Source organism: Streptomyces boninensis, assembly GCF_048572725.1.
In the GTDB taxonomy this organism is placed as follows: domain Bacteria; phylum Actinomycetota; class Actinomycetes; order Streptomycetales; family Streptomycetaceae; genus Streptomyces; species Streptomyces boninensis.
Genome location: NZ_CP183837.1, coordinates 6,955,150 through 6,969,634, shown reverse-complemented (window position 1 = coordinate 6,969,634; position 14,485 = coordinate 6,955,150). Strand labels below are relative to the sequence as shown.

The window sequence follows — 14,485 nt, the reverse complement described above, 5'->3', positions numbered from 1 at the left end:
GTCGACCAGGCTCACGGACGGATACGCAACGCCGGCCGACGACCAGCAGGGACGGGTATGGGGCACACGGGACGCACGGAGGACGCCGGGCCGCCGCCCTCGCTGTGGCGCAATCTCGACTATATGTACTGGTGGACGGGCAACGGCGTATCCACGCTCGGCACCAGCGTCTCCGCCCTCGCGTTCCCCCTGCTCATCCTCCACACCACCGGCTCCGCCGCCCAGGCCGGCATCCTCTCGGCCTGCCACATGGTCGGCATGCTGATCACCCTGCCGATCGGCGGGGCGCTCGCCGACCGGGTCTCGCGCCGCGCGCTCATGGTGACCGGGCCGCTCATCCAGTCCGCGGCCATGACCGCGATCGCCGTGCTGGTGCTGCGCGGCGATCCGTGGATCCTGGCGCTCGACGCGCTGGCCCTGACCGGCGGGCTCGCCGCGGGGATACGTACCGGGGTGACGCTCCCGGCGCTGCGCCGCATCGTGCCCAAGGAGCAGGTCGCCACCGCCACGGCTCAGGGCATGGGGCGCGACATGGTCGCGCAGCTGATGGGCGCGCCGCTGGGCGGGCTGCTGTACTCGGTGACCAGGTGGATGCCCTTCGCCTTCGACGCGGTGTCGTATCTCTTCGTCTCCATCGCCTCGCTGCTGATCCGGCGGCCGCTGGGCCCCGACCGCGACCCGGACGCCGGACCGCGTGCCCCGCTGTTCGCCGAACTCGCCGACGGCGTGCGGCTGATCCGGCGCAGCGACTACCTCGTCTTCACCATCGTGTGGGGCGCCGTCCTCAATGTCGTCACCGAGGGCTTCACGCTGCTCTTCGTCGTCCTGGTGCAGGAGCGCGGCGGCGGGCCCACCGACGTCGGCACCGCCACGTCGCTCGCGCTGGCCGGCGGCCTCCTCGGCTCCGTCGTCGCGCCCACGCTGATGCGGCGGATCGGCGCGCGTCCGGTGATGCTGCTCGCCGCCTGGCTCTTCGTGGCCTGCTTCGCCGCGGCCGTGTGGGCGCCGCGGCCCTGGCAGATCGGCCTCGTGATGCTGGTCGCGATGACCAGCATGGTGCCGCTGAACGTGGTCATCGAGGCCTACCAAGTGCGGCTCGTACCCGACGCCTTCCTCGGCCGGGTCGCCGCCACCAGCCGGTTCTGCATGCAGTCCGTGCAGTGGATCGGCCCCGTAGGCGCGGGCTGGCTCGCCGACGCGGCGGGCGTGCATACGGCGACGCTGATCCTCGCCGGCGTGATGGGCGTGCTGGCGCTGTCCCTGCACGGCGCCCGGCGGCAGCTCAGCCTGCTGCGGCAGCCGCTGAACGACGTGCAGGAGCTCAGCCCCGCCGCCCCCGAACGCAGAGCGGAACCACGCGTAAGAAAAGAGGTCTCATGAGCGGACAGTGGCCGCCCCCCGAGCCCAGCAAGCCGCGGCCGCCCGATCGCGCGCCGGAGTTACGCGCCTCCGACGACGACCGCAACCGCGTCGCCGAGCGCATCAGAGCCGCGGCCGCCGACGGCCGGCTGGAGCTGAGCGAGCTGGACTCCCGTATCTCCGCCGTCTACGCGGCCAGGACGCACGGGGAACTCGCCACCGCCGCCCGCGGCCTGCCGGAACCCGGGCTCAGGGACGAGCTCGTGGTGGACCGCGCGCCCACCTCCCGGTTCGCGCTCGGCATGTTCGGCGGCTTCGAGCGCAAGGGCGAGTGGGTCGTGCCGCCCAAGTTCACCGCCTGGTCCATGTGGGGCGGCGGCACCCTCGATCTGAGCGAGGCCCGCTTCAGCACCGGGGATACGGAGATCCTGGCGGTCGCGCTGTGGGGCGGCACGGAGATCGTCGTGCCCGATGACATCGAGGTCGAGGTGAAGGGCTTTGGGCTGTTCGGCGCGTTCGGCCGCCGCGGCGCCCGCAAGACCGGCAGGGCGGGCACGCCGCGGGTCGTCATCAAGGGCATCGCGATGTTCGGCGCGGTGGTCACCAAGGTCAGACCCATGGGTCAGCACGCGCGGCGATAGGAGGAGGAAGCCATGGAAGAGCTGGTACGCCCCGTATCGCTGGCCGGCCTGGCCGGGGAGCTGGTCGGCACGGTCGAGGTGCACGATTACGTGGAGCAGGCCCTGGACCGCATCGCGACGGTGGACGACACGATCGAGGCCTTCGTCATCGAGCCCCGTCGTGCGGATCGGGTACGGGCCGCGGTCCGGGAGCGGGTGGGCAGCGCCCCCCAGGGACCGCTGCCGCTGCCCGGGATCCTCGTCGGGATCAAGGACATCATTCACGTGAACGGCCTGCTCACCAAGGCCGGTTCGACGCTGCCCACCGCCGAGCTGGCCGGTCCGCAGGCGGCCGTCGTGAACCGGCTGCTCGACGCGGGCGCGATCATCGGCGGCAAGACGGTCACGGCCGAGTTCGCCGTCGCCGCGCCGGGACCGACCCGCAATCCGCATCACCTGGAGCACACGCCGGGCGGGTCGAGCAGCGGCTCGGCCGCGGCGGTGGCGGCCGGGCTCGTGCCCCTCGCCATCGGCACGCAGACGATCGCCTCGCTGATCCGGCCCGCCGCGTACTGCGGCGTCGTCGGCTTCAAGCCGACCCACGGGCGCATCCCGATGGACGGGGTGCTGCCGGTGTCCCCCTCGTACGACACCCTCGGCGTCTTCACCGCCACCGTCGCGGACGCGGCGCTGGCCGCCGGGGTCCTGTGCGACGACTGGGCGGAAGCCGCAGCGCCGGAAAGCCGCCCGGTGCTCGGCATACCCGAGGGCCCGTATCTGGCGTTTACGGAGGCCGAGGCGCTCGCCGCCTTCGAGGAGCAGGTCGGGCGGCTGCACGCGGCCGGCTACGCCATCAAGCGGGTGCCCGTCTTCGAGGACTTCGAGCGGGAGTCCTTCGACCTGTTCGTCGTCAACCTCTACGAGCTCGCCCGGTCCCACGACACCTGGTTCGCGCGCTTCGCTGACCGCTACGACGACCGGACCGCGGAGGCGATCCGGCAGGGGCAGCGCGCTCAGGCGTCCGACTACGCGGGCGCCCTGCGGTCGCGGGGCGACTTCTGCACCCGCCTCGCCGATACGACCGACGACCACGGCATCGACCTGTGGATCGCGCCGGCCGCGACCGGGCCCGCGCCGCACGGCCTCGCGAGCGCCGGCGACTCGGTCATGTCGCTGCCCTGGTCCGCCGCAGGGCTGCCGTCCCTGACCATCCCGGCCGGACGCTCGAAGGGCGGGCTGCCGCTGGGGATGCAGTTCGCGGGCCGCCACGGGGCCGACGAGAGCCTGCTGGGCTGGGCGGCCGGGCTGGAGCGGGCGCTGTCCGCCGGCGTAACGGAAGGTGCCTGACATGGAGATGGGCATCGCCGCCGTGGGTACGGCCTTCGGCGAGCGGCTCGACGTGGCTCAGACCGCGCACGAGTACGGCCTCGAACCGGCCGCCGCGCTGCGCATGGGCTACGAGTCGTACCACCGGCTCAAGCGCGGCGACACCGCGACCGCCCTCGCGGGCCGCGCCGCCGGGCAGGCGCTCCAGGAGGCCGGGATCGGCATCGACGGCGTCGACCTGATCGTGGTGGGGAACTCCGACATGCCGGAGTACCTCGGCTGGGACCCGTCGGCCGCGGTCGCCCGGGAGCTGGGCGCGCGGGACATCCCGACCGTCCTCTTCACGCAGTCGTGTGCCGCCTGGGCGCCCGCGCTCGATCATGCCGCGGGCGCGATGGCGCTCGACCCCGGCATGGAGACCGTCCTGCTGGTCCTGGTCAACGCGGTCAGCGACGCGCATTCGAACCGGATGGACTTCAACGCCACGGTCGCCAGCGACGGCGCGGCCGCCGCGGTCCTGCGCCGCGGCCACCCGCGGCTGCGGCGGCTGGCGTCCGCGCAGGTCACCAACCCCGAGTACGCCGACTTCTTCCGCATCGAGTACGGCGGCTCCGCCGCACCGGTGGCACCCACGGGCGCCGGCAACCGGGAGCTGGACCCCAAGATCGCGATCTACCACTACTTCAACCGCGATCCGCAGCGCTTCGAGGAGTTCGAGGAGGAGATCCGCGGACGCCTCGCGCACGTGGTGGATCTGGCGCTGACCCGGGCCGGGCGGAAGCGCGCGGACCTCGCCCGGCTGATCTACATCAACGACAACCAGAAGGCGATCCACGAGGCGGCCGAGGCCCTCGGCCTGCCCCCGGACCGCAGCAACGCCGCGCTCGCCCGCGGCCTCGGCCACCTCGGCGCCGCGGACCAGCTGGTCTCCCTGTGGCGGCACGTCGAGGCCGGCGAGCTCACGGACGGGCAGCTGGTGGCCCTGGCCGGGGTGGCGGCGCCCGGCATGCACTGGATGTGCACCCTGATCGAAGTGTGAGGAAGAGCGATGACCAGGAATTCTGCTGCCGGGACCGCACCTCGTGCGGTGGCGTCCGTCAGCGCGCAGGAGGTCGCGGGTTTCATCTGCGAGCGCTTCCTGCCGGGAGTGTCCGCCGACGAGCTCGGCGCCGAGTACGACCTGATCGGCACCGCCGTGATCGACAGCCTGGGCGTGCTGCAGGTGGCCGCCTGGCTGGAGAAGGAGCACGGCATCCGGGTCGCGGACGCCGAGCTGACCACCGCCAGCTTCGGCACGGTGCAGGCCATTTGCGCGACCGCGCTGCGAGCTGGTGGCGCCGCATGACCGCGTCCCTGGCGGAGTCCTTCGCCGCGCACGCCGCGGCCCGGCCCGCGGCCACGGCGCTGATCTGGGCGGACCGGCACATCAGCTACGGCGAGCTGCACACCATGGCCGTATGCGCCCGCGCCCAGGTCGAGGCGGCGGTGCCGGACCCGGCCCGCCCCGCGGGGCTGTTCGTGAAGAAGTCGCCCGAAGCCGTGGCGCTGGTCCTGGGCTGCCTGCTCGCCGGACGGTCCTTCCTGCTGCCCTCCCATGAACTCCCCCGCGAGCCGCTGCAGACCCTCTACCGGCGGGCGGGCTGCGAGGTGGTGCTCGGCGTGGCGGACGGCCCGCTGGTCGACCGCGTCGTGGATGTCGACCGTACGGAAGCGGGGCACAGGCCGCCTGCGGCCGTGGCCGACGAGGCTATCGGCTTCATGCTGACGACATCGGGATCCACCGGCCTCCCGAAGATCGTCCCGCTCGGGACCGCCGCGGTCGCACGGTTCACCGCCTGGGGGACGGAGGCCTTCGCCCTCGGCGCCGGCACCCGCGTGCTCAGCTACGCGCCGCTCAACTTCGACCTGAGCATGCTGGAAGTGTGGACGACGCTCGCCGCCGGCGGCACCGTCGTCCTGGCCGACCCCGACCGCGCGGCCGGCCCGGCGTACCTGCACAGCCTGGTCTCGGACCACCAGGTCAGCCTCATCCAGGGCGTCCCCCTGCTCTTCCAGCTGCTCACCGAGGCCGCCGCGGACGCCGGCCCGCTCCCGGCGCCCGAGCACCTCGTCTTCGGCGGCGAAAGCTTCCCCGACCGGGTCCTCGGACCGCTGCCCGCGGTCTTCCCCGGGGCCCGCTGGTACAACAACTACGGCTGTACGGAGACCAACAACAGCTTCCTGTACGAGGTGGACCGCACCCGCCCGGTCCGCGCCCCGCTGCCGATCGGGACGCCGCTGCCGGGGGTGTCCTGGCTGATCGAGGGCGCCGACGGGCGGGCGGTCTCCGCCGGGCAGGGTGAGCTGCTGGTCAACACCCCTTTCCAGACCCGCGGTTACCTGGGGACGGCCGACAGCCTGCGCTTCGGCCCGCACCGCGACGGCGTGCCCGGCCTCCCGTACTACCGGACCGGCGACCTGGTGGAGCGGGCCGCGGACGGCACGGTCACCGTGCTCGGCCGGACCGACTTCATGGTGAAGGTGCTCGGGCAGCGGATCAGCACGCAGAGCGTGGAGCAGATCCTGCTGCGGCACCCCGCCGTCACCGAGGCCGCGGTCGTCGCCCTGCCGGACCCGGTCGCGGGCAACCGGCTGCACGCGTCCCTCCGGCTCACCGCGCCGGACGCGGCGAACAGCCTGGCGCTGCGCAGCCATTGCGCCCGGCACACGGTCCGCGCTGCCATCCCCACCACGTACGACCTGGTCACCGAGCCACTCCCCAAGACGTCGTCGGGCAAGATCGACCGGAGCCGGGTCAAGGAGCGCCTGCTGGCCTCCGGCGCCCGCTGAGAGGAAGAAACCAGCCATGCACCAGGCCCCTGCCCCGACCGCGACCTCGCTGTCAGAACGGCTGCTGCGCCTGCTCGACGCCTCCGGCGCCCGCTACCGGCTACTTGAGCACGCGGTGGAGGGCCAGACCGCCCGCGCCAGCGAGCTCCGCGGGCACCGGCTCTCCGCCGCCGCCAAGTCCCTGGTGATCACGGTACGGGGCGGCGACGCACCACAGCGGCACGTCCTCGCCGTCATCCCCGGCGACCGGCGGGTGGACCTGGCCGGGGTGGCCCGGCTGTGCGGCGGGCGCAAGGCCCGCTTCACCGAACGCGCGCTGGCCGAGCGGCTGGCGGGCAGCGTGAGCGGCAGCATCATCCCGGTGTCGCTGCAGAGCGGGATCGAGGTGCTGGCGGACCCTGCCCTTTTTCAGGAACCGGTGTTGTACTTCAATGCCGCCCGACTCGACCTCTCCGTGGCCCTGCACAGCGAGGACTACCGGTCGCTGACGCAGCCGACCGTCGCCGTTATTACCGAGCCGTAAAATACTGGTTTGTGAAGGCTGTCACTAAGCTGCCAGCCGAAACTTCCTGCCATTGCCTTCGAGTTGGTTCCGGATATCCTGGTGGAGCAGCGTTCGATCGAACACGCAGTCGTCACGCACTGCCTTCATGGGGGATTAACGAATGCGGCTCCAGAGCGAATCGTTTCATTTCAATGGGATGGACATTCACAGTCTCCGCGAATATCTAATTCACCAGCGAAGATCGGCCGGGTGGACACAAGAAGAACTCTCCGAGAAATCCGGCGTCAGCGTCCGGACGATCCGTAACCTGGAGACGGGGGTCAACACCAACCCGCGCCGCACGTCGGTGAATTTGCTGCTCAACGCATTCGGCACCTCCGTCCCCACGCGCCCAGGGCCGCGGGTCCCGCTCGGCGGCTGGCCCGCCGAGAGCCCGAAGCCGGGCGGCGCGGGCGGGCCGCAGTGGCAGGGCCCGCGGCCCGCGGCGGACCAGCTCGTGGGCCGGCAGCATGATGTGCGGCATCTGCTCACCGCCGTGCAGCGCAGCCGGTTCGTGCTGCTCACCGGCCCCGCCGGGGTCGGCAAGACGCGGCTCGCGCTGGCCGTGGCCGAGCGGCTGCTGCCGCTGTTCCCCGGCGGCGTCGAGGTCACACCGCTGCACGACTGCCCGCCGGAGCATCTGAACCAGCAGCGCGCCGCGGCCCATCTGACCCGTATCACCGCGAAGTCGGCCGGCGCCATGGCGCCGGAGACCACCGACTCCGGCACGGCCAAGCAGCTGCTCATCCTCGACGGCGCCGAGCATGTCCCCCAGGAGGTGGCCTGGGCCGCCCGCGGCCTGCTGGACGCGAACCCGCGGCTGCACATCATCGCCACGTCCCGCCGGACCCTCGCCATGGGCACCGCCGAGACCTGGGAGGTCGAGCCGCTGCGCACCGAACTGGCAGGCGACGACGGCCAGGAGCTGCCCGGCGCGGTCGAACTGCTGCTGCGCCGCCTCCAGTCCACCCTGCCCACGCTCGACCTCAGTAGCCATCTGCCGCAGGTCAGCCGGCTCTGCGGGCTGCTCGACGGCATCCCGCTCGCCATCGAGATCGCCGCCCAGCGGCTCAGGTCGCTGCCGCTCACCTCGCTGCTCCACGAGCGGACGCTGCTGCACCTCCTCGACCGCGTGGACGCCGGCGACCTGTCCCGGCACCGCACGCTGTCCGACAGCGTCCGCTGGAGTTACGATCTGCTGCCGCCGCCGCACCGCGCGCTGCTGCACCGGCTGGTCAACCTCCCCAAGTCCTTCTCCCTCGAGGACGTCCTGGCCGTGCAGCACTCCGGCGACCCGTCCAGGACGCCGCGCATCGCGCACCTGCTGGCGGAGCTCGCCGACGCGTCGCTGGTCCAGATCCACCGCGACGACCATTACGACTACAGCATTCACGCGCTCGTCAGGCACTTCGTCCTCGCCCGTACCGACGAGACCCCGACCACGATCAGCCTGCGCCGCTCCCGGCCCGAGACGCATCGGATCGACGCACCGCTGACCGGCGTCCACCTGCCCGGCGTGCACCGCCCCGCGGTGATGACCCGCGCCTGACAGCCGCCACCGGGCGGCAGCTGCCGGGCACGGGCCACGGGCTCACCGGACTATTCGCCGGCCGCGCCTGCCACGGTCCGGAGCGAGAAGTGCTCCGGGCCGTCGAGGCTGGCGAGGATCTGCTTCTCCAGCCACGGCAGCAGCGACTCGTCGAGCTCCGCCGCGGGGTCGAGCCGCTGCAGCAGCCGCTGCAGGACCAGCACCAGCCAGCCCGTGCCTGCCGAGGTGGCCTGCTGTGCGGGCCCGAAGGAGTGCAGCCAGGTGTACAGGCAGGAGGCTGCCGCGTGGTGGACGCAGTGCTCCGCGGCCAGGTCCTGTCCTTCGGTGGACACGGCGTCGAAGGCCTCGTCGGCGACGCGGGCGTAGAGCGCCGTCCGCCGCTCGCCCAGCGCGCCGAGCACCTGCTTCAGCGCGGCGCCCTCCGCCGCGGGCAGCCGCTCCGCCGCCAGCCGCTCGGCCTCGGCGACCGCCGGCTCCCAGCCGCGGGTGATCTCGTCCTCCACGGCGTTGGTGAGCCGCAGCGCGCGGCCCGTGGGGCGCCAGCCCGGCACCTCCTCGCGGAAGTTGAAGAGCTCGCGCAGCAGGGTCTCCCCCTTCGGCGCCGGCTGCCCGGCCAGCCGGGCCACGGCCGGCAGCTGAGAGGCGATGCCGTGCAGATTGACGTGGGTGGTGCCCTCGAAAATGCTGGCGATGGCGTGGTCCCGCTGCAGCTTCTGGAAGGCGCCGTGCGCCACTCCCTCGCGCAGGAAGCTGCGCGCCCCGAGCACCCGGGCCGTCTCCTGGACGACCTCCTCGCCCATCGTGGGCACCAGGTATTTGACGACGGACGACCACAGGCTGAGCCGCGACGGCGCGAGCGTCAGCGAGCGCGCCACCGGCAGGGCGGTGCACTCGGCGATCAGCAGGTCGAGGTAGCCGCGCAGCAGGTGGCGGCGGATCACCGGGATCGCGTAGATCTCCTGCCCGTACAGCACCCGCTCCCTCGCATGCCGCAGGGCGATGCGCAGCACCGAGTCCATGGTGCCGATGGACAGCGCGCCGATGGCCGTACGGGTGATCTGCAGCGCCTGCAGCACCTCGGCGAGCCCGCCGCCGGGGCGGCCGAGCAGCGCGTCCGCGGGCACCTTCGTGTCGCGGAAGGTGATGCCGCTCAGGTCGTGGCCGCGCAGGCCCAGGGTGCGGACGAAGGGGTGGTTGTCGAAGCTGTCCGCGTCCAGGTCTTCCTTGTCGAGGAGCAGCAGCGAGGAGCCGGCCCCTTCGACATTCGCGTATACGGTCACGAAGCGGCCCCGGGTGGCGTTTCCGACCGGCCACTTCTCGCCGTTGAGCACATAGCCGCCGTCGGCGCACGCCGCCGTCATCTCGTTCGTACCCAGGTCGCTGCCGTGGTCGGGCTCGGAGACGGCGAAGCATGCCAGGTCGCCGGAGAGGATGCCGCGGGCGACCTTGGCGCGCTGCTCCTCGCTCCCCCACAGCCACACCGGGTTGACGGCGAGCAAAGCGGACCCGAACATCACCGCCACGGTGAGATTGCGACGCGAAAGCGAGCGCGTCAGCAGAAAGAGATGCTCAAGATTGCGCAGCCGGCCGCCGAACTCCTCCGGCACCAGCTGCTCGGCGAAGCCCCACTTCCTGATCAGCGCCACCGCGTCCGGCGGCAGTTCGTCCTTCTCTTCGTACGCGACGATGTCGGCGAAGCTGTACGGGCCGCCGGCCGCGGCCGGGTCGCCGAGCGCCCGGTCCAGGTCCGCGGCCAGCGCGAAGGCCGAGCGCTCGAAGGCCGGCCGGGTCACCGCACCGGGCTCTCTGCGCCGTAACGGGCGAAGACGTCCGCGACGGTCTCGCTGTCGGCCAGCTCGGCCCGGCCCGCGGACGCCTCGGTGCGGACCAGCTCGATCACGTCGCCGACGGTCTGCAGCTTCATGGCCTCTTCGGGGTTGAGCGCCCGCAGCCCGTACACCTCTTCAAGGTTGTAACCGAGCTCCGCCAGGACCAGGGAGTGAAATCCGAGGTCGCCGATGAGGCGGTGCTGGGGTTCCACTGCATCCACCTTGCGCGGTGCGATCAGCTTGACCATTCCGCTGACTACGGCGTCGGATTCAATGGCGGCAGAAGTGTTTGTCATGCGCAGCAGGCTAAAAGGGCCGCAATTCGCACCCCAGGCAATGGACCCGGCAGTCACGCGGCAACTCCCGGCGGCCCGCATCCGGCGCCCAAATTGCCGCGGAGCTGCCTGGTCGTGACCGCCCGGATGGCCCCAGCCTGGGCGTCATGACTGCTTCCAACGACACCGCGACCGCCGCCTGGATCGGCAGCCGGCACACCGTCGGCCGGCCCCGGCTGCGGCTCATCTGCCTGCCGCACGCCGGCGGCGGCGCCGGCTCCTTCGCCGGCTGGCGGGCCCACGTACCCGAGGGGACGGAGCTGGTCCTCGTCGAGCTGCCGGGGCGTGGCGGCCGTATCGACGAGGCGATGCCGGAGACCATGGCCGGTCTTGTCGACGCCCTCTTCACCGGGCTGCGGGGCGAGTTCGACGCCCCGTACGCCATCTTCGGGCACAGCTTCGGCGCGCTGCTCGGATACGAGCTGACCCGCCGCATCGAGCAGGAGATCGCCCGGGGCGAGCCGCTGCGGCCGCCGCGGGCGCTGCTGGTCTCCGGTTCGCGGGCGCCGCATGTGCCGCTGCACCGCAAGCGGGTCGCCGACGGCGACGACGCCAAGCTGCTCGACTGGCTGCGCGACAGCGGCGGGCTGCCGGAGGAGCTTCTCGAATTCCCGGACTTTCTGCGGGACTTGCTGCGCGCCGTGCGCAGTGACATGAATTTCGCCGAGCAGTATCTGGTTCCGGAGCCGGCCGCTGTCGGCTGCCCGCTGGTCGCCTTCGCCGGCTACCAGGACGCCGTGTCCGCGGCGTCGCATGTGGAGCCGTGGTCGCAGTACACGACCGCGGCGCACCGGCTGCGGGTGCTGTCCGGCGGCCACTATTTCCCGCAGAGCCACCCGCAGGAGACCGTGACCGCCGTCCTCGCGGAGCTCGCCGCCGTCTCGCAGGGCTGAGCGGAGGGCGGTCCGGTCCGTCAGTGCGCCGGGCCGCCCTCCGGCACCAGCAGGACCGGCAGCGACGACAGGCCGCTGAGGAAGTTCGAGTAGACATACCCGCTCTCGCCGTCCGGCTCCGCCACGGCGACGAGATCGCGGAGGCTCTCCAGCAGCGCCGCCAGCTCGGCGCGGGCGAGGAAGCCGCCGAGGCAGAAGTGCGCGCCGTGCGCGAAGGTCAGGTGCTTGTTGGGCGTACGGGCCAGGTCGAACTCGTCCGGCCGGTCGAAGACGTCCTCATCGCGGTTCGCGGACGCCATCCAGGCGGTGACGATGTCCCCCTGCTCGATGAAGCAGTCGCCGAGGAAGGTGTCCTCGGTGGCGGTGCGGCCGCTGTGCAGCGCGGGCGTGGTCCAGCGCAGCACCTCCTCCACCGCCGAATCCACGCTCACCTGCCCGCTCTTGAGCGCCCGCCACTGCTCGGGCCGCTCCATCAGCGCCCGCAGGCCGCCGATCATGGCGAATCTGGTGGTCTCGTGGCCGCCCATGATGATGCTGTAGCAGTTGAAGACGATCTCCTCGTGCGACAGCGGCCGGCCGTCGATCTCCTTGGTCACCAGCAGGCTGACCACGTCGTCCAGGGGCTTCTTGCGGCGCTCCGCCGCCAGTTCGGAGAAGTAGAACAGCAGCCCGTTGCGCGACGCCCACGTCGACTCCTCGGTGGGCAGGCCGTCCGCGGAGGACAGCGCGGACGACGTGAGATCGATGATCTGCTGCCGGTCGGATACGGGCACGCCGAGCAGGTCGCAGATCGCGGCGAGCGGGATGTGCGCGGCGACATCCGCCGCGAAGTCCGCCCGGCCCTTCTCCACCGCCTCGGCGACCAGGGCGCGGGTGCTTCTGCGCACGCTCTCCACGACGATGTCGAGCGAGCGCGGCGAGAAGGGCTTCAGCAGGGCGCTGCGCAGCGCCCGGTGCGGGCTGCCGTCGGTGACGGCGAGCATCTTGCCCGCCGCCGAATCGCCGCCGGCCAGCAGCGTGTCGAGCACATTGCCCTGCTCGGAGGTGAAGGTGCCGCTGCTGTTCAGCACCTCCACCACCCCGGCGTACCGGCTCACCACCCAGAACCCCGGCCGCCCGTCCCGCTCCGGCTGCCAGTGCACGGGTGCTTCGGTACGCAGCCGGCGCCACAGCGGCCCGAGGTCGTGCCGGGCGTGCAGCATCGGGTCGGCGAGGTCGACATCCTCCAGGGCGGCCGCGGCCGGGCCCGGACGGGTGGTGAGTTCGGTCATCGTTCTGGCTCCAGCTGGGTGTCGGGATGTCAGCGCGACGGCTCTGTCGGGCCGGGGAAGAACGCGGTGGTCGCCCCTGCGGTTTCCGCGCCGTCCACCACCAGCTGCTGCCCGGAGACGAAGCCTGCCTGCGGCGAGGCGAGGTAGTGGAAGGCGTCGGCGATCTCCTCGGGGGCGGCGTGCCGCCGGGCCGGGATCCGCTCGTTGACCTCGTCGAGCATGGCGTCGGTGTACTCGGCGCGCTGCATGGGCGTCAGCACCGCCCCGGGCGCCACGCAGGCGGTGCGGATCAGCGGCGCCAGCTCCACCGCGAAGGTCTGGCAGAGCGAGAAGACGGCCGCCTTGGAGGCGTTGTAGTCGGAGTACAGCGGGTAGCCGCGCGACCCGTTGACGGAGGCGGTGGCGAGGAGCACGCCCGCGCCCTGCTTCAGCATGTGCGGCACGCTGTGCCGCCACAGCGCGAGGACGCCCATGAAGTTGACGTCGAGGGTGCGGCGGGCCTCCGCCTCGGTGAGGTCGAGGATGCCGTGCCTGATGCTGATGCCGGCGTTCGCGATGACCACGTCGATGCGGCCGCGCTCCTCGTGCACCTGGTCGACCGTGCGGCGGACGCCGTCCCAGTCCGACACGTCCTGCTTGATCCAGTGCAGCTCGCCGCCCTCCGGGCGCGGCCCGAGCGCGGTGTCCGCCGGCGGGGGGTTGATGTCGAGGCCGGTGACGTGGTCGCCGGCCCGTACGAAACGCTCCGCGGTGGCCTGGCCGATGCCGCTGGAGGCGCCGGAGACGATGACGGTACGCATGGTGGCTGCCCTTTCTCAGATGATGACGCGGTGGTGCTCGAGGGCGTAGCCGCTGAAGTTGCGGCGCAGGTTGCGGCTGACGGTGAGCTTCTTCAGCCAGCGGTCGGTGCCGTCGTAGCGGGCGGTGAAGGGGCGACGGCCGTGCACGGCCCGGTAGTTGTCCACCAGCAGCATGGATCCGGGCTCCACCACGACGTCCTGCTGGACCCGCTGCAGCTCATCCATGAGCGCGTCGAGCGCCGCCTCCGCCTCGGTGTCGCCCGGCAGCACGTTCATGAAGGGGCGGTCGATGCGCAGGTACGGGTTGAGCCGGTCGCCGGAGAGCACCGCGGCCGGCTCCGGCCGGTCCCGCATCCGGCGCAGCTGCGGCAGCGCGGGGTGCCCCGGCTCGTCCGTCTCCAGCTGCCGGATGTGCTCGGTGTCCGGCATGATGTGGAACCGCCGCTCGGCGAGCACCGTCCGCTCGCGGTCGCTGAGCCGGACGTCGCGGACGGACGCCACGATGGTCGGCACCCGGTCGGGGTTGCGGAGCCCGAAGAGCAGCAGGTAGTCGCAGCGGTTGGGGTGGAAGCCGTCCTCGGTGTGGAATTCCAGCAGGCTCTCGCTGCCATAACCGCTCTGCCGCTCCTCGTCCCCTGCGATCGGCAGGATGTTCTGAACGATGCGCCCCTCCTGCAGCGTCACCCAGCCGAACGGGTCGCCGAGGGCAAGCCCGCACAGCGCCAGCCACACCTCCTGCGCCTGCGCGGTGCCACCGCGGATGGCGTCCCGCCAGTGCTCGGGGGTGGGGCCGATCCGGGCGTCGTCCACCGGAAAGCCGTGCACCAGGCACGCCGCGGCGCCCTCGCTGCGGCGGTACGTCGTCAGGAACGAGCGCAGCCTGGCCGGCAGCAGCTCCTCGGCGGCCTGCGCCCGGTCGTAGAAGCCCGGCAGCGCCGGGTCGCCGCAGGTGGCGAGGAGCTTCTCCGCCGCGGACCGCAGCTCGGCGGCCTCGGTGTCGTCCATGCGGAACGTCAGCGGTACGTCCAGGCCGTCCGCCGCGCCCCCGGCCGGGCGGGACGGGGCGGCGGTCTCGGTCGTGGTCGTCATGTGGGTGTCCTCACCTTGTCGGGCCCCTTCGCGGGGTCTGC

The 14,485-nt window shown here is 72.3% G+C and carries 14 protein-coding genes; 9 read left to right on the top strand and 5 right to left on the bottom strand.

The genetic code is table 11. The annotated features are described in order from the left end of the window. The first annotated feature begins 57 nt into the window (after positions 1-57). The 8 genes from ACNNMR_RS31890 to ACNNMR_RS31855 all read left to right on the top strand — a co-directional run bounded on the left by ACNNMR_RS31890 (position 58) and on the right by ACNNMR_RS31855 (position 8,227). A complete protein-coding gene (locus ACNNMR_RS31890; protein ID WP_419998153.1) occupies positions 58-1,380 on the top strand; it encodes an MFS transporter in 1,323 nt (440 codons plus the stop codon). Continuing rightward, on the top strand, positions 1,377-2,000 hold the full coding sequence (locus ACNNMR_RS31885; RefSeq protein WP_419998152.1) for a DUF1707 SHOCT-like domain-containing protein: 624 nt from the start codon (positions 1,377-1,379) through the stop codon (positions 1,998-2,000). The genes ACNNMR_RS31890 and ACNNMR_RS31885 overlap by 4 nt, the downstream gene beginning before the upstream one ends. A gap of 12 nt (positions 2,001-2,012) precedes the next feature. After that, entirely contained in the window at positions 2,013-3,326 is a 1,314-nt protein-coding gene (locus ACNNMR_RS31880) for an amidase (protein WP_419998151.1), read from the top strand. A 1-nt stretch (position 3,327) separates the two neighbouring features. Continuing rightward, positions 3,328-4,344, top strand: a complete 1,017-nt coding sequence (locus ACNNMR_RS31875) for a 3-oxoacyl-[acyl-carrier-protein] synthase III C-terminal domain-containing protein (RefSeq protein WP_419998150.1) — start codon at positions 3,328-3,330, stop codon at positions 4,342-4,344. Between the two features lie 9 nt (positions 4,345-4,353). Continuing rightward, a complete protein-coding gene (locus ACNNMR_RS31870) occupies positions 4,354-4,650 on the top strand; it encodes an acyl carrier protein (protein ID WP_419998149.1) in 297 nt (98 codons plus the stop codon). Next, positions 4,647-6,134: an AMP-binding protein gene (locus ACNNMR_RS31865; protein ID WP_419998148.1), complete on the top strand. Its 1,488-nt coding sequence runs from the start codon at positions 4,647-4,649 to the stop codon at positions 6,132-6,134. Before ACNNMR_RS31870 ends, ACNNMR_RS31865 begins: the two co-directional genes overlap by 4 nt. Positions 6,135-6,150: 16 nt before the next feature. Continuing rightward, complete coding sequence (locus ACNNMR_RS31860; RefSeq protein ID WP_419998147.1) at positions 6,151-6,657, top strand: YbaK/EbsC family protein; 507 nt, start codon at positions 6,151-6,153, stop codon at positions 6,655-6,657. A gap of 142 nt (positions 6,658-6,799) precedes the next feature. Continuing rightward, positions 6,800-8,227, top strand: coding sequence for a helix-turn-helix domain-containing protein (locus tag ACNNMR_RS31855; RefSeq protein ID WP_419998146.1), 1,428 nt, complete (start codon positions 6,800-6,802; stop codon positions 8,225-8,227). A gap of 50 nt (positions 8,228-8,277) precedes the next feature. Here the strand turns inward: ACNNMR_RS31855 and ACNNMR_RS31850 are convergent, their stop codons facing one another. Next, the gene (locus tag ACNNMR_RS31850; protein ID WP_419998145.1) at positions 8,278-10,020 is read right to left on the bottom strand and encodes an acyl-CoA dehydrogenase family protein; all 1,743 of its coding nucleotides are present in this window, start codon (positions 10,018-10,020) and stop codon (positions 8,278-8,280) included. Then, positions 10,017-10,352 carry an acyl carrier protein gene (locus ACNNMR_RS31845; RefSeq protein WP_419998144.1) on the bottom strand — a complete coding sequence of 112 codons (336 nt, stop codon included), beginning with the start codon at positions 10,350-10,352 and terminating at the stop codon, positions 10,017-10,019. The genes ACNNMR_RS31850 and ACNNMR_RS31845 overlap by 4 nt, the downstream gene beginning before the upstream one ends. A 146-nt stretch (positions 10,353-10,498) precedes the next feature. Between ACNNMR_RS31845 and ACNNMR_RS31840 the strand changes: the two genes are divergently transcribed. Continuing rightward, on the top strand, positions 10,499-11,284 hold the full coding sequence (locus ACNNMR_RS31840) for a thioesterase II family protein (protein WP_419998143.1): 786 nt from the start codon (positions 10,499-10,501) through the stop codon (positions 11,282-11,284). A gap of 20 nt (positions 11,285-11,304) precedes the next feature. Here ACNNMR_RS31840 and ACNNMR_RS31835 read toward each other — a convergent pair whose 3' ends face one another. From ACNNMR_RS31835 to gntD, 3 genes are read right to left on the bottom strand one after another with little or no spacing between them, the layout of a single operon-like run. Further along, positions 11,305-12,555: a cytochrome P450 gene (locus tag ACNNMR_RS31835; protein WP_419998142.1), complete on the bottom strand. Its 1,251-nt coding sequence runs from the start codon at positions 12,553-12,555 to the stop codon at positions 11,305-11,307. A 29-nt stretch (positions 12,556-12,584) separates the two neighbouring features. After that, on the bottom strand, positions 12,585-13,355 hold the full coding sequence (locus tag ACNNMR_RS31830; protein ID WP_419998141.1) for an SDR family NAD(P)-dependent oxidoreductase: 771 nt from the start codon (positions 13,353-13,355) through the stop codon (positions 12,585-12,587). Positions 13,356-13,370: 15 nt separating this feature from the next. Then, positions 13,371-14,444 (bottom strand): guanitoxin biosynthesis L-enduracididine beta-hydroxylase GntD, encoded by a 1,074-nt coding sequence (gene gntD, locus ACNNMR_RS31825; RefSeq protein ID WP_419998140.1) that lies wholly within the window; start codon positions 14,442-14,444, stop codon positions 13,371-13,373. Between the last annotated feature and the right edge of the window lie 41 nt (positions 14,445-14,485).

Bases quoted from the DNA above. Each gene is read 5' to 3' on its own strand.
- ACNNMR_RS31890 (WP_419998153.1), top strand. From the start codon at position 58: ATGGGGCACACGGGACGCACGGAGGACGCCGGGCCGCCGCCCTCGCTG.
- ACNNMR_RS31885 (WP_419998152.1), top strand. From the start codon at position 1,377: ATGAGCGGACAGTGGCCGCCCCCCGAGCCCAGCAAGCCGCGGCCGCCC.
- ACNNMR_RS31880 (WP_419998151.1), top strand. From the start codon at position 2,013: ATGGAAGAGCTGGTACGCCCCGTATCGCTGGCCGGCCTGGCCGGGGAG.
- ACNNMR_RS31875 (WP_419998150.1), top strand. From the start codon at position 3,328: ATGGAGATGGGCATCGCCGCCGTGGGTACGGCCTTCGGCGAGCGGCTC.
- ACNNMR_RS31870 (WP_419998149.1), top strand. From the start codon at position 4,354: ATGACCAGGAATTCTGCTGCCGGGACCGCACCTCGTGCGGTGGCGTCC.
- ACNNMR_RS31865 (WP_419998148.1), top strand. From the start codon at position 4,647: ATGACCGCGTCCCTGGCGGAGTCCTTCGCCGCGCACGCCGCGGCCCGG.
- ACNNMR_RS31860 (WP_419998147.1), top strand. From the start codon at position 6,151: ATGCACCAGGCCCCTGCCCCGACCGCGACCTCGCTGTCAGAACGGCTG.
- ACNNMR_RS31855 (WP_419998146.1), top strand. From the start codon at position 6,800: ATGCGGCTCCAGAGCGAATCGTTTCATTTCAATGGGATGGACATTCAC.
- ACNNMR_RS31845 (WP_419998144.1), bottom strand. From the start codon at position 10,352: ATGACAAACACTTCTGCCGCCATTGAATCCGACGCCGTAGTCAGCGGA.
- ACNNMR_RS31840 (WP_419998143.1), top strand. From the start codon at position 10,499: ATGACTGCTTCCAACGACACCGCGACCGCCGCCTGGATCGGCAGCCGG.
- ACNNMR_RS31835 (WP_419998142.1), bottom strand. From the start codon at position 12,555: ATGACCGAACTCACCACCCGTCCGGGCCCGGCCGCGGCCGCCCTGGAG.
- ACNNMR_RS31830 (WP_419998141.1), bottom strand. From the start codon at position 13,355: ATGCGTACCGTCATCGTCTCCGGCGCCTCCAGCGGCATCGGCCAGGCC.
- gntD (WP_419998140.1), bottom strand. From the start codon at position 14,444: ATGACGACCACGACCGAGACCGCCGCCCCGTCCCGCCCGGCCGGGGGC.